General features: G+C 70.7%; 20 protein-coding genes, 1 tRNA gene and 1 pseudogene. 18 read left to right on the forward strand and 4 right to left on the reverse strand.

The window, feature by feature from the left end; translation table 11 throughout:
• Positions 1 to 40: 40 nt before the first annotated feature.
• The 5 genes and pseudogenes from MKK63_RS18495 to MKK63_RS18515 all read left to right on the forward strand — a co-directional run.
• Complete coding sequence (locus MKK63_RS18495; RefSeq protein WP_244004345.1) at positions 41 to 346, forward strand: hypothetical protein; 306 nt, start codon at positions 41 to 43, stop codon at positions 344 to 346.
• 138 nt (positions 347 to 484) lie between these two features.
• Positions 485 to 1804 (forward strand): efflux RND transporter periplasmic adaptor subunit, encoded by a 1320-nt coding sequence (locus tag MKK63_RS18500; RefSeq protein ID WP_244004347.1) that lies wholly within the window; start codon positions 485 to 487, stop codon positions 1802 to 1804.
• A 10-nt stretch (positions 1805 to 1814) separates the two neighbouring features.
• Positions 1815 to 5012, forward strand: coding sequence for an efflux RND transporter permease subunit (locus tag MKK63_RS18505; protein WP_244004349.1), 3198 nt, complete (start codon positions 1815 to 1817; stop codon positions 5010 to 5012).
• 195 nt (positions 5013 to 5207) lie between these two features.
• Positions 5208 to 5711 carry a hypothetical protein gene (locus MKK63_RS18510; protein ID WP_244004351.1) on the forward strand — a complete coding sequence of 168 codons (504 nt, stop codon included), beginning with the start codon at positions 5208 to 5210 and terminating at the stop codon, positions 5709 to 5711.
• Positions 5696 to 6033, forward strand: a pseudogene (locus MKK63_RS18515) (methyl-accepting chemotaxis protein); the annotation flags it as partial. The gene MKK63_RS18510 and the pseudogene MKK63_RS18515, both read left to right, overlap by 16 nt.
• Before the next feature lie 81 nt (positions 6034 to 6114).
• On the opposite strand, the gene MKK63_RS31745 reads toward MKK63_RS18515, so the two are convergent.
• The 3 genes from MKK63_RS31745 to MKK63_RS18525 all read right to left on the reverse strand — a co-directional run bounded on the left by MKK63_RS31745 (position 6115) and on the right by MKK63_RS18525 (position 7281).
• Complete coding sequence (locus MKK63_RS31745) at positions 6115 to 6249, reverse strand: hypothetical protein (protein WP_279574739.1); 135 nt, start codon at positions 6247 to 6249, stop codon at positions 6115 to 6117.
• A gap of 87 nt (positions 6250 to 6336) precedes the next feature.
• The gene (locus tag MKK63_RS18520; protein ID WP_244004353.1) at positions 6337 to 6549 is read right to left on the reverse strand and encodes a molybdopterin-binding protein; all 213 of its coding nucleotides are present in this window, start codon (positions 6547 to 6549) and stop codon (positions 6337 to 6339) included.
• Between the two features lie 656 nt (positions 6550 to 7205).
• Positions 7206 to 7281 (reverse strand) — tRNA-Ile (locus tag MKK63_RS18525).
• Between the two features lie 264 nt (positions 7282 to 7545).
• Between MKK63_RS18525 and MKK63_RS18530 the strand changes: the two genes are divergently transcribed.
• From MKK63_RS18530 to MKK63_RS18575, 10 genes are all read left to right on the forward strand, one after another.
• Positions 7546 to 8040: a (2Fe-2S)-binding protein gene (locus MKK63_RS18530; RefSeq protein WP_244004355.1), complete on the forward strand. Its 495-nt coding sequence runs from the start codon at positions 7546 to 7548 to the stop codon at positions 8038 to 8040.
• Positions 8037 to 9080: an FAD binding domain-containing protein gene (locus tag MKK63_RS18535; protein ID WP_244004357.1), complete on the forward strand. Its 1044-nt coding sequence runs from the start codon at positions 8037 to 8039 to the stop codon at positions 9078 to 9080. Before MKK63_RS18530 ends, MKK63_RS18535 begins: the two co-directional genes overlap by 4 nt.
• 10 nt (positions 9081 to 9090) lie before the next feature.
• Positions 9091 to 11352, forward strand: a complete 2262-nt coding sequence (locus tag MKK63_RS18540) for a xanthine dehydrogenase family protein molybdopterin-binding subunit (protein WP_244004359.1) — start codon at positions 9091 to 9093, stop codon at positions 11350 to 11352.
• Between the two features lie 100 nt (positions 11353 to 11452).
• Entirely contained in the window at positions 11453 to 11758 is a 306-nt protein-coding gene (locus MKK63_RS18545) for a type II toxin-antitoxin system MqsR family toxin (RefSeq protein WP_244004361.1), read from the forward strand.
• A gap of 2 nt (positions 11759 to 11760) precedes the next feature.
• Complete coding sequence (locus MKK63_RS18550; protein ID WP_244004363.1) at positions 11761 to 12189, forward strand: type II toxin-antitoxin system MqsA family antitoxin; 429 nt, start codon at positions 11761 to 11763, stop codon at positions 12187 to 12189.
• 418 nt (positions 12190 to 12607) lie between these two features.
• A complete protein-coding gene (ytfQ, locus tag MKK63_RS18555) occupies positions 12608 to 13531 on the forward strand; it encodes a galactofuranose ABC transporter, galactofuranose-binding protein YtfQ (protein ID WP_244004392.1) in 924 nt (307 codons plus the stop codon).
• 34 nt (positions 13532 to 13565) lie between these two features.
• Positions 13566 to 15101, forward strand: coding sequence for a sugar ABC transporter ATP-binding protein (locus MKK63_RS18560; protein WP_244004365.1), 1536 nt, complete (start codon positions 13566 to 13568; stop codon positions 15099 to 15101).
• Positions 15101 to 16075: an ABC transporter permease gene (locus tag MKK63_RS18565; RefSeq protein WP_244004367.1), complete on the forward strand. Its 975-nt coding sequence runs from the start codon at positions 15101 to 15103 to the stop codon at positions 16073 to 16075. The genes MKK63_RS18560 and MKK63_RS18565 overlap by 1 nt, the downstream gene beginning before the upstream one ends.
• Positions 16072 to 17085, forward strand: a complete 1014-nt coding sequence (yjfF, locus tag MKK63_RS18570) for a galactofuranose ABC transporter, permease protein YjfF (protein ID WP_244004369.1) — start codon at positions 16072 to 16074, stop codon at positions 17083 to 17085. The genes MKK63_RS18565 and yjfF overlap by 4 nt, the downstream gene beginning before the upstream one ends.
• A 303-nt stretch (positions 17086 to 17388) precedes the next feature.
• A complete protein-coding gene (locus MKK63_RS18575; protein WP_244004371.1) occupies positions 17389 to 18330 on the forward strand; it encodes a dihydrodipicolinate synthase family protein in 942 nt (313 codons plus the stop codon).
• A 397-nt stretch (positions 18331 to 18727) separates the two neighbouring features.
• Here the strand turns inward: MKK63_RS18575 and MKK63_RS18580 are convergent, their stop codons facing one another.
• Positions 18728 to 19999, reverse strand: a complete 1272-nt coding sequence (locus tag MKK63_RS18580; protein ID WP_244004373.1) for an efflux RND transporter periplasmic adaptor subunit — start codon at positions 19997 to 19999, stop codon at positions 18728 to 18730.
• A gap of 143 nt (positions 20000 to 20142) precedes the next feature.
• Here MKK63_RS18580 and MKK63_RS18585 point away from each other — a divergent pair, with 143 nt between their 5' ends.
• The 3 genes from MKK63_RS18585 (at position 20143) to purD (ending at position 23139) form a co-directional block, all read left to right on the forward strand.
• Entirely contained in the window at positions 20143 to 21369 is a 1227-nt protein-coding gene (locus MKK63_RS18585; RefSeq protein ID WP_276082030.1) for an oxalate decarboxylase family bicupin, read from the forward strand.
• A gap of 73 nt (positions 21370 to 21442) precedes the next feature.
• On the forward strand, positions 21443 to 21769 hold the full coding sequence (locus MKK63_RS18590) for a hypothetical protein (RefSeq protein WP_244004375.1): 327 nt from the start codon (positions 21443 to 21445) through the stop codon (positions 21767 to 21769).
• A 95-nt stretch (positions 21770 to 21864) separates the two neighbouring features.
• On the forward strand, positions 21865 to 23139 hold the full coding sequence (purD, locus tag MKK63_RS18595; RefSeq protein WP_244004377.1) for a phosphoribosylamine--glycine ligase: 1275 nt from the start codon (positions 21865 to 21867) through the stop codon (positions 23137 to 23139).
• The last annotated feature ends 120 nt before the right edge of the window (positions 23140 to 23259 follow it).

The following is a 23259-nucleotide window of genomic DNA, read 5'->3' on the forward strand; positions in this document are numbered from 1 at the left end:
CTCCGTGCGGGCGCGGGGCTGGTGGACGATCGCCGTCCGCATGCTTGCGCTCGTCCTGACGCTGTCGGTCGCCGGACTGGGCGTCGGCCACGCGGCGGATCTCGCCTTCCATGCGGGCAGCCACCATGCCCGGAGCGAGGGCGCCGTCCTCGACGCGCCGGCCTCTTCCGCCGCTGTCGATCCCGGCCTTGCCGCGCATGTTCATTGTGGCTGTCATCTGGCGGCCCGCTTGGAGGGCGGGGTGATGGTGCCGCCGCCCGTGCCGGGCCGGCCCCTGCGCGCTCGCCTCGTCCAGGGCCGCCCCTCCGTCGATCCCGACCGGCTGCCGCGGCCCCCACGCGCGTGAACTGACGCCGCCCACCGGCGCGCGTCTCGTCCGGAGGCCTGAACCGGCCCCGGGCCCACCCTCACGCGAAACCTGAACGGGACATTCCGGGACCGCCACGCGGCATCCCGCCGTCCCGGCCGCTTCCATGGCCGATCCATGCGCATCCTCCTGTCCGCCGCTGTCTGCGCGGTCTTTCTGGCCGCCGGCATCGCCCTCGGCGCCGCCGTTCCCGCCTTCCCCGCCCTCCTCCGGCAGGCCCTCGACGGCGCCGGGCTCGGCCCGGACGGCCGCGATCGCGCCGCGGCAACGGACCGGCCAAGGGCCGGCGCCGACAGCCGACCGCACGACGACCAGCCACACGGTGCGGATCACGGGGCGGATCACGCGCAGGACGTGATCCGGATGCGGGCCGATCAGATCACCGGCCAGGACATCGCGACACAGCGGGTCGGCGGCGGCACGCTGGCGCGCCACCTGCTGGTCCCCGGCACCATCACCCCCGACACCGACCGGATCGCCCGCGTCCCCGCGCGGGTGGTCGGCACCGTGGCGGAGATGCGCAAGCGCCTCGGCGACGCCGTGCAGGCGAACGAGGTCGTGGCGATCCTCGACAGCCGGGAGGTCGCCGACGCCAAGAGCGAATTCCTGACCGCCCAGGTCCAGGCCGAATTGCAGACGATCAACTTCGAGCGCCAGCAGAAGCTGCTCGCCTCGCGCAGTGCCTCGGAGGCCGCCTTCGAGACCGCCCGGGCCGCCTATCTGGAGACCCGGCTGCGGGTCGATCTCGCCCGCCAGAAGCTGTCGGCCTTGGGCCTCGATGCCGCCGAGGTGGCGGCCGCCCAGAAGCGCGACGAGGCCACGCCCAACCAGTCGAGCCTGCGCCGCTATCCCCTGCGGGCGCCGCTCGCCGGCCGGATCGTCGAGCGCAAGGTCGATGTCGGCACCGCGGTCGGCAAGGAGGGCGACCCGGCCGACCTCTACACGGTGGCGGACCTCTCGACGGTCTGGATCGAGCTGTCGGTGCCTACCCTCGATCTCGCCCAGGTGCGGGAGGGCGCCCGCGTCGCCGTCACCCCCGGCCGGGCCGGCGAGGCGGAGCGCCAGGCCGAGGGCCGCGTGATCTTCGTGAGCCCCTTCCTCAACGCCGATACCCGCTCGGCCCGGGTGGTGGTGACCCTGCCGAACCCCGATGGCGCGTGGCGGCCCGGCACCTTCGTCACCGCCGAGGTGGAGATCGCCCGGGACACGGTCCCGGTCCGGATCCCCAAGGCGTCCGTCCAGACGATCGCCGGCAAGAGCGTGGTGTTCGTGCGCAATGCCGACGGCTTCGAGAAGCGGCCGGTCGAACTCGGGCCCTCCGACGACGAGGCCTACGCGGTCACCGGCGGGCTCGAGCCCGGTGCCGAGATCGCGACCGGCAACACCTTCCTGCTGAAGGCCGAGCTCGGCAAGGCCGATGCCGACCACGACCATTGAGGACCGCGCCATGATCAGCCGCATCCTCGCCGTCTCGGTCCGCCAGCGCTGGCTGGTGCTGCTCCTCGTGCTGCTGGCATCGGGCTTCGGCGCCGTCGCACTGTCGGAGCTGCCGATCGACGCGGTGCCCGACATCACCAACAACCAGGTGCAGATCAACACCCTGGCGCCCTCGCTCTCGCCGGTCGATGTCGAGCGGCAGGTCACCTACCCGGTCGAGACCGCGCTCGCCGGCATCAAGGGTCTCGACTACACCCGCTCGCTCTCGCGCAACGGCTTCTCGCAGGTCACCGCGGTCTTCGCCGAGAGCCTCGACATCTACTTCGCCCGCCAGCAGGTCGCCGAGCGCCTCGCCCAGGTGCGGGAGGATCTGCCCTCCGGGGTCGAGCCGCGGATGGGGCCGATCTCCACCGGCCTCGGGGAGGTCACCATGTGGTCGGTCCGCTACGCGCCGCCGGGCGCGCGGGTGATCGTGCCGGCGGGCAAGCCCGGCTGGCAGCCCGACGGCAGCTACCGGACCCCGGAGGGCCAGGATCTCAAGACGGAGCTGGAGCAGGTCGCCTACCTGCGCACGGTCGAGGACTGGATCATCCGGCCCCAGATCAAGGCGGTGCCCGGCGTCGCCGGCGTCGATGGGATCGGCGGCTTCGAGAAGCAGTACCACGTCCAGCCGGACCCGACGAAGCTCACCGCCCTCGACCTGTCCTTCGCGGACGTCGCCCGGGCGCTCCAGGCCAACAATGCCAACCAGGGTGCCCGCTACCTGGAGGACAATGGCGAGAGCTACGTGGTGCGCGCGGCCGGGCGCCTGGAAAGCCCGGAGGCGATCGCCGACGTGGTGGTGGCCAGCCGCGGCGGCGTCCCGGTGCGGATCCGCGATGTCGCCACGGTGCGGATCGGGCGCGACCTGCGCACCGGCTCGGCCAGCGAGAACGGGCAGGAGACCGTGATCGGCACCGCCCTGATGCGGATCGGCGAGAACAGCCGCACGGTGGCGGCCGCCGTCGGCACCCGCCTGGACCAGATCCGGCGCGCCCTGCCCGCCGGCATCGTGGTCGAGACTGTGCTCGACCGGACGCAGCTCGTCGAGGCCACGATCCGCACGGTGGCAAAAAACCTCGCGGAGGGCGCGGCCCTCGTGATCGTCGTGCTGTTCCTGCTGCTCGGCAACATCCGGGCGGCGCTGATCGCGGCCCTCGTGATTCCGGTCGCCATGCTGATGACCGTGACCGGCATGGTCGAGGGAAAGATCTCGGCCAACCTGATGAGCCTCGGGGCGCTCGATTTCGGGCTCATCGTCGACGGGGCGGTGATCATCACCGAGAACGCGCTGCGCCACCTCGCCGAGCGGCAGCACGCCATCGGGCGTGCCCTCACCCTGGAGGAGCGCCTGGAGACCGTGCGGGACTCCGCCGAGGAGATGATCAAGCCGTCCCTCTACGGGCAGGCGATCGTCATCCTGGTCTACCTGCCGCTCCTGACCTTCTCGGGGGTCGAGGGCAAGATGTTCCAGCCGATGGCGCTCACCGTCATCCTGGCGCTGGCTTCGGCCTTCGTGCTGTCGCTGACCTTCGTGCCGGCCCTGATCGCCATCGCGCTCACCGGCCGGGTCACCGAGGCGGAGAGCCCGATCCTCCGGGGCCTGAAGGCGCTCTACCGGCCGGTGCTCGCCGCGGCGATCCGGGCGCCCGCGCCGTTCGTCGGGGCGGCCTTGCTGCTGCTCGTCGGCGCCGGGTTGCTGGCCGCCCGGCTCGGCACCGAGTTCATCCCGCTGCTCGACGAGAAGAGCATCGCGCTCAACGCCACCCGGATCCCCTCGACATCGCTGACGCAGTCGCAGGCGATGCAGCTCAAGGTCGAGCGGGCCATCGCCAAATTCCCCCAGGTCGCCACGGTGTTCTCCAAGACCGGCACCGCCGAGGTCGCCACCGACCCGATGCCGCCGAATTCCTCCGACACCTTCGTGATGCTCAAGCCGCAGGCGGAGTGGCCCGACCCGGGCCTGTCGAAGGCGGCGTTGCAGGCGCAGATCGAGGCGGCCGTGACTGAGCTCGCCGGCAACGTCTATGAATTCTCCCAGCCGATCCAGCTGCGCTTCAACGAGCTGCTCGCCGGCACGCGCGGCGACCTCGCCGTCAAGGTGTTCGGCGAGGATTTCGCGCCGATGCTGGAGACCGCCAACCGGATCGCCGCGATCCTGCGCGGGATCCCGGGCGCCGACGACGTGAAGGTCGAGCAGATCGCCGGCCTGCCGGTATTCGAGATCACGATCGACCGGGAGGCGGCGGCGCGGCTGGGTCTCAGCACCGGGGCGATCCAGGAGGTGATCGGCGCCGCCATGGGCGGGCGGGAGGCCGGAATCGTGTTCGAGGGCGACCGGCGCGTGCCGATCGTGGTGCGCCTGACCGATCAGGTCCGCGAGGACCGGGAGGCCCTGGAGAACCTGCCGATCCCGCTTCCCGTTTCCTCGCCCCCGGGCGCGAACGGCCGGGCCGCCTCCGTGCTGCTGCGGCAGGTGGCGCGCTTCTCGGTGAGCGAGGGGCCGAACCAGATCAGCCGCGAGAACGGCCGTCGCCGGGTCGTGGTGACCGCCAATGTCCGCGGGCGCGACATCGGCTCCCTGGTGGCGGAGGCACAGGACAAGGTCGCCGCGCAGGTGATCCTGCCGGCGGGCTCCTTCGTGACCTGGGGCGGGCAGTTCGAGAACCTCGCCTCGGCGCGGGCGCGCCTCGCCGTGGTGGTGCCGGTCTGCTTCGGGCTGATTTTCCTGCTGCTCACCGCGGCGCTCGGCCGGGCGCGCGACGCGCTCCTGGTATTCAGCGCCGTGCCGCTGGCGCTGACCGGCGGGATCGCGGCCCTGTGGCTGCGGGGGATGCCGCTCTCGGTGCCGGCGGCGGTGGGCTTCATCGCGCTCTCGGGCGTGGCGGTGCTGAACGGCCTCGTGATGCTGACCTTCATCAAGCAGCTGGTCACCGAAGGACGCCCGCTGCCGGTGGCGATCCGCGAGGGCGCCCTCACCCGGCTGCGGCCGGTGGCGATGACGGGGCTGGTCGCCTCCCTGGGCTTCGTGCCGATGGCGCTGGCCACCGGCACCGGCGCGGAGGTGCAGCGCCCGCTCGCCACCGTGGTGATCGGCGGCCTGATCAGCGCGACCCTGCTGACCCTGGTGGTGCTGCCGGCGCTCTACGCGCGGTTCGGCCGATCTTGAGGCGCGGTCGATCTTCGCCATCAACAATCTCGCCGCGCGGTTGGTCGGTCAGTCCGAGCTGTACCGGCTCGCCCCCGCACCCGAGCGGATCGCCGCCTTGGAACAGGCGCGACGCAAGCTCTACGAACAGATCCGCGACCATGCCCGAGCGTTGAAGGCCGAACTCGATCGGCTCTCGCGGCGTCGGGCACCACGGTGGCCGAGGCCAAGGGGCGCCTGTTCACGGGCGGCGACGCCCTGACCGCCGCCACCAACACCCTGGAGAGCGCCGTGCTGCTGGTCCGCGTCGCCAACTGGCGTTTCCTGGCGACGTTCGACCCGAACGGCCCGGCCACCTTCGCGAAGAACGTCGAGAAGGCCGAAGCCGGCCTGAAGGTCTTCCAGGAGGCCGAGGGCGATGCCGCCTTCACGCCCCGGATCCAGGCCGTCGCCGACACTCTGGGCGCCTATGGCCGCGACTTCCGGGCGACCGCCAGCGCCCTGGATCTCCTGAAGACGGTGTTCGAGACCGGCATCAAGCCCCTGACGAGCCAGATCGAGGAGGCAAGCACCGCCGCGCGCGACCTGATCAAGGCCGCCCTTGAGGAGAACGCTCAGGCCGTGGAAAAGGCGCGGTGGAGAGCGCGTGCAACGTCCAGATCACCCTGCTCGTGCTGGCGCTGGTCCTGGGTGGAGCCCTGGCCAACCTGCTGGCACTGAATGCCACGATCGCGGCGGCGCGCGCCGGCGAGGCGGGCCGGGGCTTCGCGGTGGTCGCCGCAGAGGTGAAGGAACTGGCCGGCCAGACCGCGAAGGCGACCGACGAGATCGGTGGCCAGATCGCCGCCATCCAGGCGGCCACGGCTCAGGCCGCGGAGGGGACGCAGGGCGTCTCGGCCAACGTGGCGCGGCTCTGACGGCCTCCGGCGAGACCGGCGGCGGCGCCACGCAGGTCTTGAGCGCGGCGGTCGAGCTCGCCAAGCAGTCGCTCGCCGTCAAGCAGGAGGTCGACGGCTTCCTGCGCGACATCCGGGCCGCCTGAACGGGGCCCGGCGCCCGACTCCGCTGCGGCCTCGCACAGCGCCGGAGCCGGGGCCGCGCGGAGCCTGACGGCCTGTCACCGTCAGGCCGGGAGGAGATGCAGCACCCCGCCGAGCACCCCGACGCCGAGCAGCCCGGCGATGATGTACAGCCGCATGCGGCTCGCGTCGGGCTCGGCCGGCAGGTGGGCGTCCTCGGGCAGGTCAAACCAGTCCATCGGATGATCGCGTCGGGGTGGAACAGCGGGGAGAGCCCCCTTAACCCCGCCCGATGACGCTTGAACGACCCGTCCGGCCCCGCGCCGTCACGGTTTCACGAGCAGCACGTTCACCGCCTTCGCGAGCACGGGCACGGTGTCGCCCTCCTTGAGGCCGAGTTCCTCCGGCGAATCGACGGTCATCACCGAGGCCATGCGGTAGGCTGTACCGACGAGCGCCACCTCGACCTGAGCCATCACGCCCCCGCGCTTGATCGCCGTCACCGTGGCGGGGATGTCGTTGCGCGCGCCGTGCGTCATGGACCGTTCTCGTGTCGCTGCCGTCATGTCGGCTGCGGCCCGGCACGTGAGCGAGGGCGGGGGTTCGACGGGTGAGGCCGGGATCCGCCGCAGCCGGTGCCGCTCCGCCGGCCGGACCGGGATGGCCCGCGGAAAGCCGGCCGCATCGGTCGCCGCCTGGCGGTCGCGCAGCGCGTCCGGGCGACACGCCACGGCTAGGCGCGCTGCGCTGCAGTATCCACTATCCGGATCTACGTGCGCGGCGGCGGCATTGACGACGTGTGCTGTTGTCGGTCCGGCTCCGTTGAAATTCACGATTGCCATTTTGGCGCAAATATGATCGAATACTTATAATTGTGATATCATCGCGTTGACTGAAACTGCTTGCGGAGCCTGAAGCCCCGCGGGGAGGTTGCCCATGTACGCAGTGACCAAAATCGGCAAGACAGCGAATTGGGAGCTGATTGCTGTATTCGGCGGATGGATCGCGTTCGAAATTCTGATCCTTCTCGTCTGCACGATATCGATGTCATAGGGCCATCGTCATCGTGGATAGGGGGTCGATCGGTTCTTCTGTCGCATGCTTGGATGGGCGGCGATCGTTGCGATCCGCGGCATCGGGCCGATCCAAGACACCCGGCGGATACGAGCAAGCTGGGCTGGCGCGTGGGCTAAGCTGGTGGGCCCGGCAGGACTCGAACCTGCAACCAGACCGTTATGAGCGGTCGGCTCTAACCATTGAGCTACAGGCCCGGCGGAGGAAGTCCCCCCGCAAACCGATACCCGAACGGCCCGGCTTCGTCACCCCGTCCGACTCCGGAAGAGCGCACCAAGCCTGCGGACACCACGTCAGCAGACAAAATCCGTCCTCGACTTTCGGCGGCCCGTCAATCCTGCAGAGTGGCGCAACCGGCGCGGGTCGTGAGCTTGCGCACATCGCCGTCTACTGAAGGTCTCGCCGCCGAGTCCGGCCCAGCTATCTGTAACAGTTCCAGCCTTCGCAAAGCCGGGATCCCCATGACCATTCCCCTCAGGCTCACCCTGAACGGGCAGCCGCGCGAGATCGCCCTCGACGATCCGCGGGTGACCCTCCTCGACCTCCTGCGCGAGCGCCTCGGCCTGACCGGCGCCAAGAAGGGCTGCGACCGCGGCCAGTGCGGCGCCTGCACGGTGCTGGTGGACGGGCGGCGGATCAACAGCTGCCTGACCCTCGCCGCGAGCCTCGACGGGGCCGAGATCCTGACCATCGAGGGGCTCGCCGAAGGCGACACGCTTCATCCGGTCCAGGCCGCCTTCATCGCCCATGACGGCTTCCAGTGCGGCTTCTGCACCCCCGGCCAGATCATGAGCGCGGTCGGGCTGATCCGCGAAGGCCAGGCCGGCACCGATCCCGAGCGCATCCGCGAGGGCATGAGCGGCAATCTCTGCCGCTGCGGTGCCTATGCCGGCATCCTCGATGCGGTTCAGGACGCGGCGGCCCGGACGACCGAGCAGCGGGAGGACGCGGCATGAAAACCTTCGACTACATCCGCCCCGCGAGCGTGCCCGAGGCCGTGGCGGCCGGGCAGGTACCGGGCACCGCCTTCCTGGCCGCCGGCACCAACTTGGTCGACCTGATGAAGGGCGGCGTCGCGACCCCCGAGCGGATCGTCGACATCACCCGCCTGCCCGGCCTGTCGTCGATCGAGCGTCTGCCGGACGGCGGCACCCGGGTCGGCGCGCTGGTCCGCAACAGCGACCTCGCCTACGACGCGATGTTCGAAAAAACCTACCCGATGGTGGCCGAGGCCCTGCTGGCCGGCGCCTCGGCGCAGCTGCGCAACGCCGCGACCGTCGGCGGCAACCTGATGCAGCGCACCCGCTGCCCATACTTCACCGACGCGGTCTCGCCCTGCAACAAGCGCGCGCCCGGTTCCGGCTGCGCGGCGCTCGGGCATGCCACCCGGATCCACGCGGTCCAGGGCTGGAGCGAGCACTGCATCGCCACCCACCCGTCCGATTTCTGCGTGCCGCTCGCCGCCCTCGACGCGGTGGTGGAGATCGCCGGGCCGGACGGCGCCCGCGCGGTGCCGCTCACCGCCTTCCACCTGCTGCCCGGCGACCATCCGGAGCGGGAGACCGAGCTGCGGCCCGGCGAGTTGATCACCGCCCTGCGCCTGCCGCCCGAGGCGGCGTCCTTCCGGGGCCACGCCCGCTATCTCAAGGTCCGCGACCGCACCTCCTACGCCTTCGCGGTGGTCTCGGCGGCCGCCGCCTTGACGCTGGAGGCCGGCGGCCGGATCGGACAGGCCCGGCTGGCGCTCGGCGGGCTGGCGCTGAAGCCCTGGCGGGTGGCGGAAGCCGAAGCCGCGCTCGTCGGACAGGTGCCCTCCCCCGACGCCTACGCCAAGGCTGCCGATGCGGCGCTCGCCGGGGCCAAGCCCACCGGCGAAGCCAACGCCTTCAAGATCGAACTCGCCCGCCGGGTGGCGATCCGCGCCCTCACCCAGGCCGCCGCGGGCACGCCCGCCCGCATCCCGGCACTCCCCGCCTCCCCGTTCGGCATCGTCTGAGGAGACCCGCATGACCGCGACCGCCTCGCCTTCGACCCTCCCCGCCGGCGGTGTCCGCCACGGCTCCAGCATCGGCCAGCCGCTCACCCGGCGCGACGGCCCGCTCAAGGTGACGGGCCAGGCCCGCTTCTCCGCCGACAACCTGCCCCCCGGTACGCTCCACGCGGCGCTCTGCGTCGCCCGGATCGCGAAGGGCCGCGTCACCGGCCTCGACGTGGCCGCCGCCGCGGCGCATCCCGGCGTCGTGGCGGTGATGACGCCGGAGAACGCGCCGACGCTCGCCAAGGACCCGGACGCCAAGGACGGCCCGTTCACCTTCCGCCTCGATCTGCTCCAGAACGACCGCGTCCGCTACGCCAACCAGCCGATCGCCGTGGTGATCGCCGAGACCCTGGAGGCGGCCACCGAGGGCGCGCGGCTGCTCGCCCCGACCTACGCGGCCGAGACGCCGCGGATCGGGCTCGATGCCGGCGAGGTCTTCACCCCGCCCTCCGTGGGCGTCGGCGCGCCCGCGGCCGAGTCCGACGGCGACGTCGAGGCCGGGCTTGCCGCCGCGTCCAAGACCATCGCGGCGACCTACGAGACGCCGGCCCAGTATCACAACGCCATGGAGCCGCACGCGGCCGTGGCCAGCTGGGAGGGGAATCGGCTGACGCTCCTGATGCCGACCCAGGCGCTGGCCATGTCGCAGGGCCGCCTCGCCGGGCTGTTCGGCATCAGCCCCGACGACATCCATATCGACAGCCCCTATCTCGGCGGCGGCTTCGGCTCGAAGGGCGTGCCCGCCGGGCCGCAGGTGCTGGCCTGCATGGCGGCGAAGCTCGTGGGCAAGCCGGTGAAGCTCGTGCCGACCCGGACCCAGATGTACGGCCCGATGGGCCATCGCGGCCCGACCCGGCAGACCCTGCGCCTCGGCACCGATGCGGCCGGCAAGCTCACGGCGCTCGACCACCACATCCTCACCGCCTCGTCGAGCTTCGACGACTTCTTCGAGCCGGCGGGCCGGGCGACCAGCACCCTCTACGCGAGCCCGGCCCTCGCGATCCGGCACGAAGCCGTGCGCCTCGATACCGGCACGCCCTTGTTCATGCGCGCCCCCGGCGAGGCCACCGGCAGCGTCGCCTTGGAGAGCGCGCTGGACGAGATGGCGCACGAACTCGGCATGGACCCGCTGGACTTCCGCCTCGCCAACTACGCCGAGGTCGAGCCGATCACCGGCAAGCCGTTCTCCTCGAAAGCCCTGCGCGAATGTTATCGGCGCGGCGCCGAGGCGTTCGGCTGGGCCGGGCGCCCGCTCCAGCCCCGCCAGACGCGCGACAAGGACGGCTTCCTGGTCGGCACCGGCATGGGCACCGCCACCTTCCCGTCCCTGATCTTCGAAGGCATGGCCCGGGCCGAGATCCGCGCCGACGGCACCGGCACGGTGGAACTCGGGGCGATCGACATGGGCCAGGGGTCCTGGACGGCGCTCGCCCAGATCGCCGCCGACGGGCTCGGGATCGGCATGGACGCCCTCACCTTCCGGATGGGGTCTTCCGATCTGCCGAATGCCGGCATCGCGGGCGGCTCGGGTCATACCGCGACAGCCGGCGGTGCGATCCATGCGGCGGCGGCCGACGTGATCCGCCAGCTTGCGGATCTCGCCACCAACGATCCCGCCTCCCCGCTCTACGGCGCGGGCAATGCCGGCGTGACCGCCGCCGACGGGCGCCTGACCCGGCGCGACGACCCGAGCCGGGGCGAATCCGTCACCGACATCCTCGCGCGGGCCGGCCGGGCCAGCATCGAGGGCCAGGGCAAGGCCGGGGCCGATCCGGCCGCGCAGGCCTCCTACGCCATGCACGCCCACGGGGCGGTCTTCGCCGAGGTGAAGGTCGATCCCGATCTCGGCCAGATCCGGGTGAGCCGCCTCGTCGGCGCCTTCGCGGCGGGCCGGGTGATCAACCCGCGGCTGGTCCAGAGCCAGTATTACGGCGGGATGATCTGGGGCCTGTCCTTCGCCCTGCACGAGCGGGCCGAGATGGACCCGCGCACCGGCCGCTTCCTCAACGACAACCTCGCCGAATACCACGTGCCGGTGAACGCCGACGTGCCCGCCATGGAGGCGATCCTGGTCCACGAGGACGACGCGGTGGTGAACAACCTCGGCGTGAAGGGCGTCGGCGAGATCGGCATCACCGGCACGGTGGGCGCCATCGCCAACGCGATCTGGCACGCCACCGGCGTGCGGGTGCGCGAGATGCCGATCACGCTGGACAAGCTGCTGGTCTGACCGGGTGGGACGGCGCCTCGCGGGCGCCTCCCGCAGCGGCTATGACGTTCGTCCGTCCCCATTCCTTGCTCTGCCACCATTAAGGTGGCATTTCGAGGTCATGGAGAAGCGTGGCCCGACCTACGACCTCCAAGCCATCAAGGCCGCGCTAGGCGCAACAGATACGCTTGCGATCACGACGACGGCGCTCCGCGATGCGCTCGCATTGGGGTTCGATCGGGCAGGTGTCGCTGAAACGATCGCCGGGATCGAAAGGGACATGTTCTTCGAGTCGATGACGACCCATGCTGATCATCGTGTCTGGCAGGATGTCTATCATGTGCCCGCTCGAGGCCTGACGCTCTACGTGAAGTTCCAGGCCGATGCGGTGACCGCGTTCACCGTCATGTCGTTCAAGGAGAAATGAGCATGGCGATCGAGAGCGCTCTACCGGAAACGATGGTGTCGCCCGAAACCGCAGAGATCCTTCGTCGGGATGTACGACCCTTCACGGTTGCCTACGGGGGGCGGACGCGAATTGTCGACCTGCCGGGCTATTATCCGGAGGGCGAGGGCGAGGGTATCCATGTCGGCCAAGACATGGCGGTGACGGATGCAGCTTTGCGCGCGCTCAAGGAGGAGGTGGAAGGTCTTCCCTCCCCCGCGACAATCCGGCGAGTGCGCGAGAAGTTACGCCTCTCTCAGCGCGAGGCGGGCGGCCTTCTCAAAGTCGGGGAATCGGCCTTCGACAAGTATGAGCGCGGCTTGGTCGAACCGAGCGGCCCGACCAGCCAGCTGTTGCGCCTCCTCGACCGGCATCCCGAGCTTGTCGAGGAACTCCGTCAGGACGCCGTCTGAGCCGGCATAGCCCGATCGCGCCGCGGTTTGCGGCTTGCTGGCCGTGGGGTCATCATCGGATGCTTCCACCTGTGCCGAAGGCGGAGAGAATCATCTGCGCGGCGCCGGACGGAGGGCAATCTGCCTTTGGGAAGCGCGAACGAACCCGGCATGCCGGGCCCAGGTCGGGATGAATGATCCGCCTGAAGCAGCCGCGCCGGCAACGCGCGAAAAATCGGACAAATCATTCGTTCTGACAGGGTTCATCGGCGATCGGCTGCGCCTTCAGCAGTGACAGGAAGAGCGCGTCCGGCTATCCAGTCCCCGCGCATATGTCATACATATGCGGGTCGATCGCTCCGAAGAGGCGGCGGCCGCAATCCAGGGGGGACGTGTCATGAGGGAATCGGTTTCCATCAAGCCATTGCTCGTGGGCGCGATGCTCGCGTGGGGCGGTGCGGCCCAGGCGGCCTCGTTGACCGTCGGCTTCTCGCAGATCGGCTCGGAATCCGGCTGGCGCGCCGCCGAGACCACGGTGACCAAGGCCGAGGCCAAGACGCGCGGCATCACCGTCAAGATCGCCGACGCGCAGCAGAAGCAAGAGAACCAGATCAAGGCGATCCGCTCCTTCGTGGCGCAGGGGGTGGACGCGATCCTGCTCGCCCCCGTGGTCGCCACCGGCTGGGACGCGGTGCTGAAGGAAGCCCGGGACGCCAAGATCCCGGTGATCCTGCTCGACCGCGACATCGACCCGTCCGGCAAGGACCTCACCCTCACCGCCGTCACCTCCGACAGCGTCGAGGAGGGCCGCGTCGCCGGCAACTGGCTGGCCAAGACGGTCGGCGAAAAACCCTGCAACGTGGTCGAGCTTCAGGGCACGGTCGGGGCGAGCGTCGCCACCAACCGCAAGAAGGGCTTTGACGCCGCCCTCGCGTCCCACGCCAACCTCAAGCTCGTGCGCAGCCAGACCGGCGACTTCACCCGCGCCAAGGGCAAGGAGGTGATGGAGAGCTTCATCAAGGCCGAGGGCGGGCGCGCGATCTGCGCCGTCTACGCCCACAACGACGACATGATGGTCGGCGCCATCCAGGCGATGAAGGAGGCCGGCCTGAAGCCCGGCCGGGAGATCCTGACGGTCTCGATCGACGCGGTGCCCGACATCTTCAAGGCGATCGCGGCGGGCGAGGCCAACGCCACCGTCGAGCTCACGCCCGACATGGCCGGCCCCGCCTTCGACGTGCTCACGGCCTTCAAGGAGAAGGGCACCGTCCCGCCCAAGTGGATCCAGACCGAATCGAAGCTCTACACGGCGGCCGACGATCCGCTGAAGGTCTACGAGAGCAAGAAGGGCCTCGGCTACTGACGCGCCCCGCGCCGCGACCCCTGCGAGCGGTCCCGTGTCCGACACGCCCCTGCTCAGCGTCCGCGGGCTCTCCAAGAGCTTCGCCGGGCACCACGCCCTCGCGGGGGTCGACTTCACCCTGCGCCGGGGGGAGATCCACGCCCTGCTGGGCGAGAACGGCGCCGGCAAATCGACCTTCATCAAGACGCTGACCGGAATCGTCCGGCGCGATGCGGGCGACGTGTGGCTCGACGGCGTGCCGATCGCGCCGCGCTCGGCCGAGGAGGCCGGCCGGGCCGGCATCGCCACGGTCTACCAGGAGGTCGGGCTGCTGCCGAACCTCACCGTGGCGCAGAACCTGTTCCTCGGCCGTGAGCCGACCCGGTTGGGCCTCGTGCGCGGCCGGACGATGCGGCGGCGCGCGTCGGAACGCCTGGCGGAGTTCGGCCTCGCGATCGATGTCGGGGCGCCGCTCGGACGCTTCCCGGTGGCGGTGCAGCACCTCGTGGCGATCGCCCGGGCGGTGGACCTCTCGGCCCGGGCGCTGATCCTCGACGAGCCGACCGCGAGCCTCGACACCCACGAGGTGACGGTGCTGTTCGGCGTGATGCGCCGGCTGGCCGCGCGGGGCATCGGCATCGTGTTCGTCACCCACTTCCTGGAGCAGGTCTACGCGATCACCGACCGGATCACCGTCCTGCGCAACGGCCGGCTGGTGACCGAGCGCGAGACCGCGCAGTTTCCCCGCCTCGACCTCGTGCGCACCATGCTGGGCCACGACCTCGCCGAGGACGAGGCGCGGTCGGAGACGGGGCCGCGGGCCCAGCGGATTGAGGCCGGGGCCCCGGTCCTGCGCGCGGAAAAACTCGGCAAGGCCGGCTATCTCCAACCCGTCGACCTGTCGGTGGCGGGCGGCGAGGTGGTGGGTCTCGCGGGCCTCCTCGGCTCCGAGCGGACCGAGACCGCCCGCCTGCTGTTCGGGGCCGAGCGGCCGGACCAGGGCCGCATCCTGCTCGACGGGAAGCCCACCCGGATCGCCGGCCCCCGGGACGCGCTGCGCCATCGCCTCGGCTACTGCCCGGAGGAGCGCAAGACCGACGGCATCGTCGCCGATCTGACCGTCCGGGAGAACATCGTGCTGGCGCTCCAGGCCCGACAGGGCCCGTTCCGGCCGCTGGGCCGGGCGGCGCAGGACCGGATCGCCCGCGACTTCATCGCCAAGCTCGACATCCGGCCGCCCGATCCGGAGCGACCGCTCGGGCTGCTGTCCGGGGGCAACCAGCAGAAGACGCTTCTGGCCCGCTGGCTCGCCACCGAGCCGCGCCTGCTGATCCTCGACGAGCCGACACGGGGCATCGACGTCGGGGCTCACGCCGAGATCATCCGGCTGATCCGGAGCCTGTGCGATGCGGGCCTCGCCCTCTTGGTGATCTCGTCCGAGCTGGAGGAGATCGTGACCTATTCCGACCGGGTGATCGTGATGCGCGACCGTGCCCAGGTGGCCGAACTCGCCGACGGGGCGATCGACGTCACCGCCATCCTCCGGGCGATCGCGGCGGAAACGCCTGCTCCCGTGCCGGAGCCCGCCTGATGCGCGCGCTGCGTGCCGGAGCGCCCCAGCTCCTCGCCTTCCTGGCCGTACTGCTGGCCGACCGGCTGGTCGCGCCGCAATTCCTCGACGTGCATCTGCAGGACGGGCGCCTGTTCGGCAGCCTCGTCGACGTGTTCAACCGCGGCGCCCCGGTGGCGCTGCTGTCGCTCGGCATGGTGCTGGTGGTGGCCACCGGCGGCATCGACCTGTCGGTGGGCGCCGTGATGGCGATCGCGGGCGCGGTGGCGGCGAGCCTCGCCGACACCCAGCCCCTGCCGGTGGTGCTCGCGGCGGCTTTGGCCACCGGGCTCCTGTGCGGGCTGTGGAACGGCCTGCTGGTGGCGGGGCTCCGGATCCAGCCGATCGTCGCCACCCTGATCCTGATGGTCGCCGGCCGCGGCATCGCCCAGCTGATCACCGAGGGGCGGATCATCACCTTCGTCTCCCCCGACCTCGCGTTCCTCGGCGGCGGCGCGCTCGTCGGCGTGCCGATGCCGGTGGTGCTGGTCCTCGGCATGCTGTGCCTCACCCTCGCGCTGGTGCGCGGCACGGCGCTCGGCCTGATGATCGAGGCGACCGGCGGCAACGCCCGCGCGAGCGCGCTGGCCGGCATCGACACCCGCGCGGTGACGCTGGCGGTCTATGCCTGGAGCGGCGTCTGCGCGGCTCTGGCCGGCGTGGTCGCGGCGGCCGACATCCTGGGGGCCGACGCCAACAATGCCGGGCTGTGGCTCGAACTCGACGCGATCCTGGCCGTGGTGGTGGCGGGCTCGTCCCTGCTCGGCGGCCGGTTCAGCCTGTGGCTGGCGGTGCTCGGGGCCTTCCTGATCCAGGCGATGAACACCGGGATCCTGCTCTCCGGCCTGCCGCCGGAACTCAACCTCGTGGTCAAGGCCGCGGTGGTGCTGGCGGTGCTCCTGCTGCAAGCGCCGCGCCTCGCTGGCCTGTCCCTGCTGCTGCGGAGCCCGCGATGAGCCGCAACCTCCCGGTCCTCGTCGCCGCGCTGCTGTTCGCGGCCGGCTACGGCCTCTGCGCCACGCAGTACCCCGCCTTCCTGACCACGCGGGTCGTCGGCAACCTGCTCACCGACAGCGCCTTCCTGGGCATCGTGGCGGTGGGCACGACCTTCGTGATCGTTGCGGGCGGCATCGACCTGTCGGTCGGCTCGGTGGTGGGGTTCACCACGGTGTTCCTGGCGCTGGCGATCGAGCGCTGGGGGATCCCGCCGCTCGCAGCCTTCGGGATCGTGCTCGCCGCCGCCGGCCTGTTCGGCGCCGCCATGGGCGCGCTGATCCATGTCTTCGACATGCCGCCCTTCATCGTGACGCTGGCCGGCATGTTCCTGGCCCGGGGCGCGGGCTTCCTGCTCTCCACCGAATCGGTGCCGATCAACGCCCCCCTGTACGGCGCGGTCTCCGACCTGTCGCTGAGCCTGCCCGGCGGCGGGCGGCTGACCCTGACCGCGGGTGTGATGCTCGCCGTGTTCCTGGTGGGCGGGGTGGTGCTCCGCGCCACGCGCTTCGGCGCCACGGTCTACGCGCTCGGCGGCAGCCGCCAGACCACGGCGCTCATGGGCGTGCGGGTCGGGCACAACATCGTGGCGGTCTACGCCCTGTCGAGCCTGCTCGCCGCCCTCGCCGGGATCGTGTTCTCCCTCGACACCGCCTCCGGCACGCCGCTCTCGGCGGTGGGCGTGGAACTCGATGCCATCGCGGCCGTGGTGATCGGCGGCACGCTGCTCTCCGGCGGCCAGGGCGGCCTGCTGGGCACGTTCCTGGGGGTGATGATCGGCGGCCTGATCCAGACGGCCATCACCTTCGACGGTACCCTGTCGAGCTGGTGGACCAAGATCGCGACGGGCCTGCTGCTGTTCGCCTTCATCGCCCTGCAGCAGGGCTCGGTGGCGCTGGCGGGGCGCTCGGGACGGCCGGTCCGGGCCTCCGCCGGCGCGCCGGTTGTCCGTTCTGCGGAAGTCCGGGCCTGATATGTTGTAAGCGCGCATGGTCTGAAAGCCGTGCACTGACGCGCTCCGAGAGCCTGTTCGACCCGTATCCCGGGTTTCCGAAGGGCTGTGCCCTTTGGCGGGTTGTCAGGGCAGAGCCCTGACCGTCTCGGGCGCAGCCCGACACCAGACAATGTTCGGCACCAGGGCTCTGCCTTGGACCCGCGAAAGGTCTCGCCCTTTCGAAACCACGACCTGATCCGACCGCCATCGGCTAAAGATTTTCCGGCTAACCGGGCCTATGGTCCCCGCCCGCATCGTTCCGCGACGGAGGATCAGACCGGTATGCCCCTCACCAGCGACATTCGCGGCGTCGTGCCGATCGCCCCGACGCCGTTCCACCCGGATGGCCGGATCGACGAGACCTCCCTCGACCGGATGACCGACTTCTTCGGCGCGGCCGGCGTCGACGGCCTGACGATCCTCGGCCAGCTCGGCGAGGCCGGCAAGCTCGACCACGCGGAGGGGATCGCAGTGGCCAAGCGCGTCCTCGGGCGGACGCGGCTGCCGGTGATCGTCGGTGTCACGGCGCCGGGCTTCGCGGCCATGCGGTCCCTCGCCCGGGAGGTGATGGAGATGGGCGCGTCCGGCGTGATGATCGCCCCGCCCAACACGCTCCGCACCGACGATCAGGTGGCGGGCTACTACCGCAATGCCGCCGAGGCGATCGGTTCGGATGTGCCCTTCGTGCTGCAGGACTACCCCCTCACCTTCTCGGTGCAGATGACCCCCGGCGTGATCCGCCGGATCGTCACCGAAAACCCCTCCTGCGTGATGCTCAAGCACGAGGACTGGCCGGGCCTGGAGAAGATTTCCACGCTGCGCGGCTTCGAGGCGGATGGCTCGATGCGCCACATCTCCATCCTCGTGGGCAATGGCGGCCTGTTCCTCGACTTCGAGACCGAGCGCGGGGCCGACGGCGCCAATACCGGTTACGCCTTCCCGGAGATGCTGGTCGACGTCGTCCGCCTCGGCCGGGCGGGCGAGCGCGACGCCGCCCATGACCTGTTCGACGCCCACCTGCCCTATCTGCGCTACGAGCAGCAGCAGGGCCCGCTGGGGCTCGCGGTGCGCAAATACGTGTTCCAGCGCCGGGGGATTTTTTCCTCCGATGCGCAGCGCAAGCCCTCACAGGCGCTGACCGCGCCGGCCAAGGCCGAGATCGCGTACCTGCTGGCCCGCCTCGCCCGAACCGATGTCCGAGCGCGGCTGGATCCCGTCCGCTAAGATCTTTGTTACAGCGCAGGTTTTTATCGCAAAACCGGTGGCCACTTTTGCGAAACCTGCTCAGGGCGTCGCGTTGCGCCCCTGAAACGGGTTTCCAAAGGGCTCCGGCTCAACCCCTTCGAGGTGTTTGAGCGGGGTGCACAGACAGCAATCCGTGTCTCTAACAGACCGAAAGAGCACTGCGTTTTCCCCTCCCCCTTGCGGGGAGGGGTCAGGGGTGGGGGTGGTTCAGGATCAAGCGTACCGGTGCCTCTTGCACCACCTCCAACGCCTCCCCACAAGGGGGAGGAGAGCGCGTCCGGCCAATGTCCCGGTGCTTATGCGAACACCTCAAACGGCTGGGCTTGCAGCCCTTTGGCGGGTGATCAGGGCAGAGCCCTGATGAACACCCGGCCGCTCACGCCCCCGCCTTGCCCTCGGGCTGCGGCGTGACCCGGTCGCCGTCGCGCAGGGAGGCCGGTGGGCCGACGATCACCCGCTCGTCGCCGGTCAGGCCCGAGCGCAGCTCCAGGGCCGTCCGGGTCTGGCGGAAGATCGTCACCGGGCGCATTCGCGCCACCGCGTGCCCGTCGGCCTCCGTTTCGACCACGGCCACGCGGGTCCCGTGCTGGTCGAAGATCAGGGCGTCGCTCGGCACCGTCACGGCCGGCGCGACCCGCGGAATCTCCAGCGTCAGGGTGATGTAGAGGCCCGGCCGGAGCACGGCGTCGGGGTTGGGGATGTCGACCTGGGTGACCAGGATGCGCGAGGCGTAGAGCAGAGCCGCCGACGAGCGCGAGACCGTGCCGGGAAACACCTTGCCGGGGATCTGCGCCACCTCGACCCGGGCGGCGAGCCCGTCGCGCACGCCGTCGGCAGCGTAGAGCGGCACGTTCACCGCCATGCGCAGCACGTCGTCCCGGTTCAGCGTCAGGAGCGGCAGGCCCGTATTGGTGTCCGCCGTGACCGCGTCGCCGACATCGTTGTTCCGGGCCGTCACCACACCGTCGAAGGGCGCGCGGATTTCCTCGAAACCGGTCAGGACCTTGAGCCGGGCGGCCTGCGCCTCCTGGGCCGCGATGTTGGCCTCGGCGACCTTCACGGCGGCCTTGACGGCGTCGACATTGGCGGTCTGCGACAGCACCCCGGCCTGCGACGTGTCGGCGTTCTGCCGGGTCTCGGCCCCGGTGCCGGCGAGCGTCGAGGTCCGGCGGTTGGTCACGTCCGCGAGGTGGCGGTTGGCGTCTGCCTGATCGACCATCGCGTGGGCCTGGATCAGCGCCGCCTGCAGCTGCACGACCTGCGCCTGGGCCTGGACGAGCTGCTGGTCGAGGTCGGGGGCGCTGATCCGGAACAGCAGGTCGCCCGCCTTCACGTGCGAGCCGATGTCGACCTTGCGCTCGACGATGTAGCCGGTCGCCCGCGGGTAGAGATTCGCCGTGTCGAAGGCCTGGGTGGTGCCGGTCTGGGTGAGGGTCAGGGGGCCGGAGGCCTGGGCGGCCTGGGCCACCCGCACAGGCGGCGGTTGCGTCGCGGCGGATTGCGGCGGGCTCGCCGCCCGGGATGCGTCCGGCCAGGAGCGGTATCCGAGCAGGCCGGCGCCCGCCAGCATCAGGAGGACGAGCCAGGCGCGGCCGCGGCGTGCGGGCGGGCGGTCCTGATCTGTCGCCGAACTGTCCCGGTCCGCCATCCTGTCCTCGGGTCGCGCCCAGCACTGCCTTCAACACATAGTCCGCGAACCGGGTCCGGGCGAGATGCCGCACTGCACGATCAGACCCGGATCCTTGGATCCCGCGTTCGGTTTCCCTCCCAGACACTAGGGACCGATCCACGATGACCGAGATTTCCAGGCGCGCCATCATCGCCGCAGCCGGCGGCGCGATGATGGCGTCGCCCGCGGCCGCGCAATCCTCCGGCCCATCGGGTCCCGTGCCCGCGCGCGGCACGAAGGGCGCCGACATCCTGGGACCGCGCAACCTGCCGCGGGCCGCCGAGGAGCCCTTCACGCTCGCCCCGCCCGGCACCGACCACGGCACGATGCCGAACCTGAAATGGTCCTTCGCCGACAGCCACATGCGGCTGGAGGAGGGCGGCTGGGCGCGCCAGACCACGATCCGCGAATTGCCGATCTCGAAGGCCATGGCCGGGGTCAACATGCGGCTCAAGGCCGGCGTGGTCCGCGAGATGCACTGGCACAAGGAAGCCGAGTGGTCCTACATGATCAAGGGCAAGGCCCGGATCACCGCGGTCGATCAGGACGGGCGCACCTTCGCGGACGATGTCGGCCCGGGCGACCTGTGGTACTTCCCCGGCGGCATCCCGCATTCGATCCAGGGGCTTTCCGCCGACGGGGTCGACGGCTGCGAGTTCCTGCTCGTGTTCGACGACGGCGCCTTCTCGGAGGATTCCACCTTCCTGCTGACCGATTGGCTGGCGCATACGCCCACCGATATCCTGGCCAAGAATTTCGGCTTGCCGGAGAGCGCCTTCGCCAAGATCCCCCAGAAAGAGCTTTACATCTTTCCCGGCCCGAATCCGGGGCCGCTCTCGGCCGACAAGATGGGCGGTGCCGGCGAGATCCCCAAGACATTCAGCCATCGGATGCTGGCGCAGGAGCCTGTCCGCACCAAGGGCGGCAGCGTGCGCATCACCGACTCCACGGTGTTCCCGGCCTCCGTCACCATCGCGGCGGCCCTGGTCGAGGTCGAGCCCGGGGGGCTGCGCGAGCTGCACTGGCACCCCAACAGCGACGAGTGGCAGTACTACCTGTCGGGCAAGGGCCGGATGACCGTGTTCGGCTCGGAATCGAAGGCCCGCACCTTCGACTATCAGGCCGGCGACGTCGGCTACGTGCCCTTCGCCATGGGCCACTACATCGAGAACACCGGCGACACGGTGCTGACCTTCCTGGAGATGTTCAAGAGCCCGCGCTACGCCGACATCTCGCTGACCCAGTGGCTGGCGCTGACGCCCCATCCCCTGGTGCAGGCCCATACCGGCCTGGATCCCAAGCAGGTCGATGCCCTGCCCGAGACTAAATCACCGGTTGTGCCGGGTTGACGCGTCCCGGAACTTGGCGCGACCTCAACACGTCGACCCTATAGACAGATCGGTCCCTCTCACGGAGAGCCCCATGCGCGCCGCATCCCGCGCGCTCCTCGTCCTGGCGCTCGCCCTCCCGGCGGGCACCGCCTGGGCCCAGGTGCAGCAGAACGATCCGAACGCGGCCAACGCCTCGTTCGCCCTGCAGAGTCAGATCCGCACGCTCAACCAGCAACGGGTCACGGATTTCAACACGTTGAATCAGTCGATCCAACGCAACGTCCAGTTCGAGTCCTTCGGGCCGGTCCTGCCCTACCGGGGCGTCTATGGCGGGCGCCCCGGTGCGCGCCAACCCGGCACCCACGGCTTCGTCCGGCGGGGCGGCGGCATCAACACGAGCGTGTGCACCGGCTGCTGAGCGGCCGGGATACCGGCGCAGAGCGGGGAAAGCCCAAAAAAACCTTTCCCCGCCCGCCGGCTTCGCCCAGAACCTGGGCCCATGGTGGCGTACGCATGAATATCCTGCTGATCGGCTCCGGCGGTCGCGAGCACGCCCTGGCCTGGCGACTGGTCCAGAGCCCGCTCTGCACCCGGCTGTTCACCGCACCGGGCAATCCCGGCACGGCCCGGCACGGTACCAACCGGCCGGACCTGACGATCTCGGATCACGCCGCGATCGCCGCCTTCTGTGCTTCGGAATCGATCGGCCTCGTGGTGGTCGGCCCCGAGGCGCCCCTGGTCGCCGGGCTGGTCGATGATCTGAAGGCCGCCGGGATCCGCGCCTTCGGCCCGACCCGCGATGCCGCCCGGCTCGAGGGCTCGAAGGGCTTCACCAAGGATCTCTGCGCCGCCTGCGGCATCCCGACCGCCGCCTTCGCGCGCTTTACCGAACTGCAGCCGGCCCTGGCCTATGTCCGGCAGCAGGGCGCCCCGATCGTCGTGAAGGCCGACGGGCTCGCCGCCGGCAAGGGCGTCACCGTTGCCGAGACCCTGGATCAGGCCGAGGACGCCCTGGCGTCGCTGTTCGAAGATCCGGGCGCCGAGGTGGTGGTCGAGGAATGCCTGTTCGGCGAGGAGGCCAGCTTCTTCGCCCTGTGCGACGGCATGCGGGCGATCCCGCTCGGCACCGCCCAGGACCACAAGCGCGTGTTCGACGGCGACCGCGGCCCGAATACCGGCGGCATGGGCGCCTATTCCCCGGCCCGGGTCGTCACACCGGAGATCGAGGCCCGGGTCATGGCCGAGATCATCGCCCCGACGCTCGCCGGGATGCGGGCGCGCGGCTGCCCGTTCACCGGCATCCTCTATGCCGGCCTGATGCTCACCGCGGACGGCCCCAAGCTCATCGAGTACAACACCCGCTTCGGCGATCCCGAGGCGCAGGTGCTGATGCCGCGCCTCGCCTCCGACCTCGTGCCGGCGCTGCTCTCGGCCTGCGACGGCGACCTCTCCGGGGTGGGCCTGGAATTCGACGCCCACCGGGCCGCCCTCACCGTGGTGATGGCGGCCGCCGGCTATCCGGGTGCCGTGGTGCGCGGCTCCGTGATCCGGGGCATCGACGAGGCCGAGGGCGACGGCGTGTTCGTCTTCCAGGCCGGCACCCGCGCCGAGAACGGCCAGCTGCTGGCCGATGGCGGCCGGGTGCTGGCGATCACGGCGCTGGGCGACAGCGTCACCGATGCCAAGGACCGCGCCTACGCGGCGGTCGCCCGGATCGACTGGCCGCAGGGGTTTTGTAGACGCGACATCGGCTATCGGGCTGTGGCGCGGGAGGCCGGACAGGGCTGAAAAGTCCCGGTTTCAAAAGGTCTGCGACCTTTTGCGGATGCAGGGTGGAACTCTGCTGGGCCCGGGCGAAGCCCGACTTCGGGGCTCCGCCCCAAACCCCGCCGAAGGGCTTAGCCCTTT

The sequence above is a fragment of the Methylobacterium sp. J-088 genome (genome assembly GCF_022829295.1).
Taxonomy (GTDB): domain Bacteria; phylum Pseudomonadota; class Alphaproteobacteria; order Rhizobiales; family Beijerinckiaceae; genus Methylobacterium.

Excerpts from the sequence above, each read along its gene's own strand:
- MKK63_RS18575 (WP_244004371.1), top strand. The coding sequence starts at position 17,389 with ATGCCCCTCACCAGCGACATTCGCGGCGTCGTGCCGATCGCCCCGACG.
- MKK63_RS18565 (WP_244004367.1), top strand. The coding sequence starts at position 15,101 with ATGCGCGCGCTGCGTGCCGGAGCGCCCCAGCTCCTCGCCTTCCTGGCC.
- MKK63_RS18500 (WP_244004347.1), top strand. The coding sequence starts at position 485 with ATGCGCATCCTCCTGTCCGCCGCTGTCTGCGCGGTCTTTCTGGCCGCC.
- purD (WP_244004377.1), top strand. The coding sequence starts at position 21,865 with ATGAATATCCTGCTGATCGGCTCCGGCGGTCGCGAGCACGCCCTGGCC.
- MKK63_RS18540 (WP_244004359.1), top strand. The coding sequence starts at position 9,091 with ATGACCGCGACCGCCTCGCCTTCGACCCTCCCCGCCGGCGGTGTCCGC.
- MKK63_RS18520 (WP_244004353.1), bottom strand. The coding sequence starts at position 6,549 with ATGACGCACGGCGCGCGCAACGACATCCCCGCCACGGTGACGGCGATC.
- MKK63_RS18590 (WP_244004375.1), top strand. The coding sequence starts at position 21,443 with ATGCGCGCCGCATCCCGCGCGCTCCTCGTCCTGGCGCTCGCCCTCCCG.
- MKK63_RS18580 (WP_244004373.1), bottom strand. The coding sequence starts at position 19,999 with ATGGCGGACCGGGACAGTTCGGCGACAGATCAGGACCGCCCGCCCGCA.
- MKK63_RS18585 (WP_276082030.1), top strand. The coding sequence starts at position 20,143 with ATGACCGAGATTTCCAGGCGCGCCATCATCGCCGCAGCCGGCGGCGCG.
- MKK63_RS18505 (WP_244004349.1), top strand. The coding sequence starts at position 1,815 with ATGATCAGCCGCATCCTCGCCGTCTCGGTCCGCCAGCGCTGGCTGGTG.
- yjfF (WP_244004369.1), top strand. The coding sequence starts at position 16,072 with ATGAGCCGCAACCTCCCGGTCCTCGTCGCCGCGCTGCTGTTCGCGGCC.
- MKK63_RS18535 (WP_244004357.1), top strand. The coding sequence starts at position 8,037 with ATGAAAACCTTCGACTACATCCGCCCCGCGAGCGTGCCCGAGGCCGTG.
- MKK63_RS18550 (WP_244004363.1), top strand. The coding sequence starts at position 11,761 with ATGGCGATCGAGAGCGCTCTACCGGAAACGATGGTGTCGCCCGAAACC.
- MKK63_RS18545 (WP_244004361.1), top strand. The coding sequence starts at position 11,453 with ATGGAGAAGCGTGGCCCGACCTACGACCTCCAAGCCATCAAGGCCGCG.
- MKK63_RS18495 (WP_244004345.1), top strand. The coding sequence starts at position 41 with ATGCTTGCGCTCGTCCTGACGCTGTCGGTCGCCGGACTGGGCGTCGGC.
- MKK63_RS18530 (WP_244004355.1), top strand. The coding sequence starts at position 7,546 with ATGACCATTCCCCTCAGGCTCACCCTGAACGGGCAGCCGCGCGAGATC.
- MKK63_RS31745 (WP_279574739.1), bottom strand. The coding sequence starts at position 6,249 with ATGGACTGGTTTGACCTGCCCGAGGACGCCCACCTGCCGGCCGAGCCC.
- ytfQ (WP_244004392.1), top strand. The coding sequence starts at position 12,608 with ATGCTCGCGTGGGGCGGTGCGGCCCAGGCGGCCTCGTTGACCGTCGGC.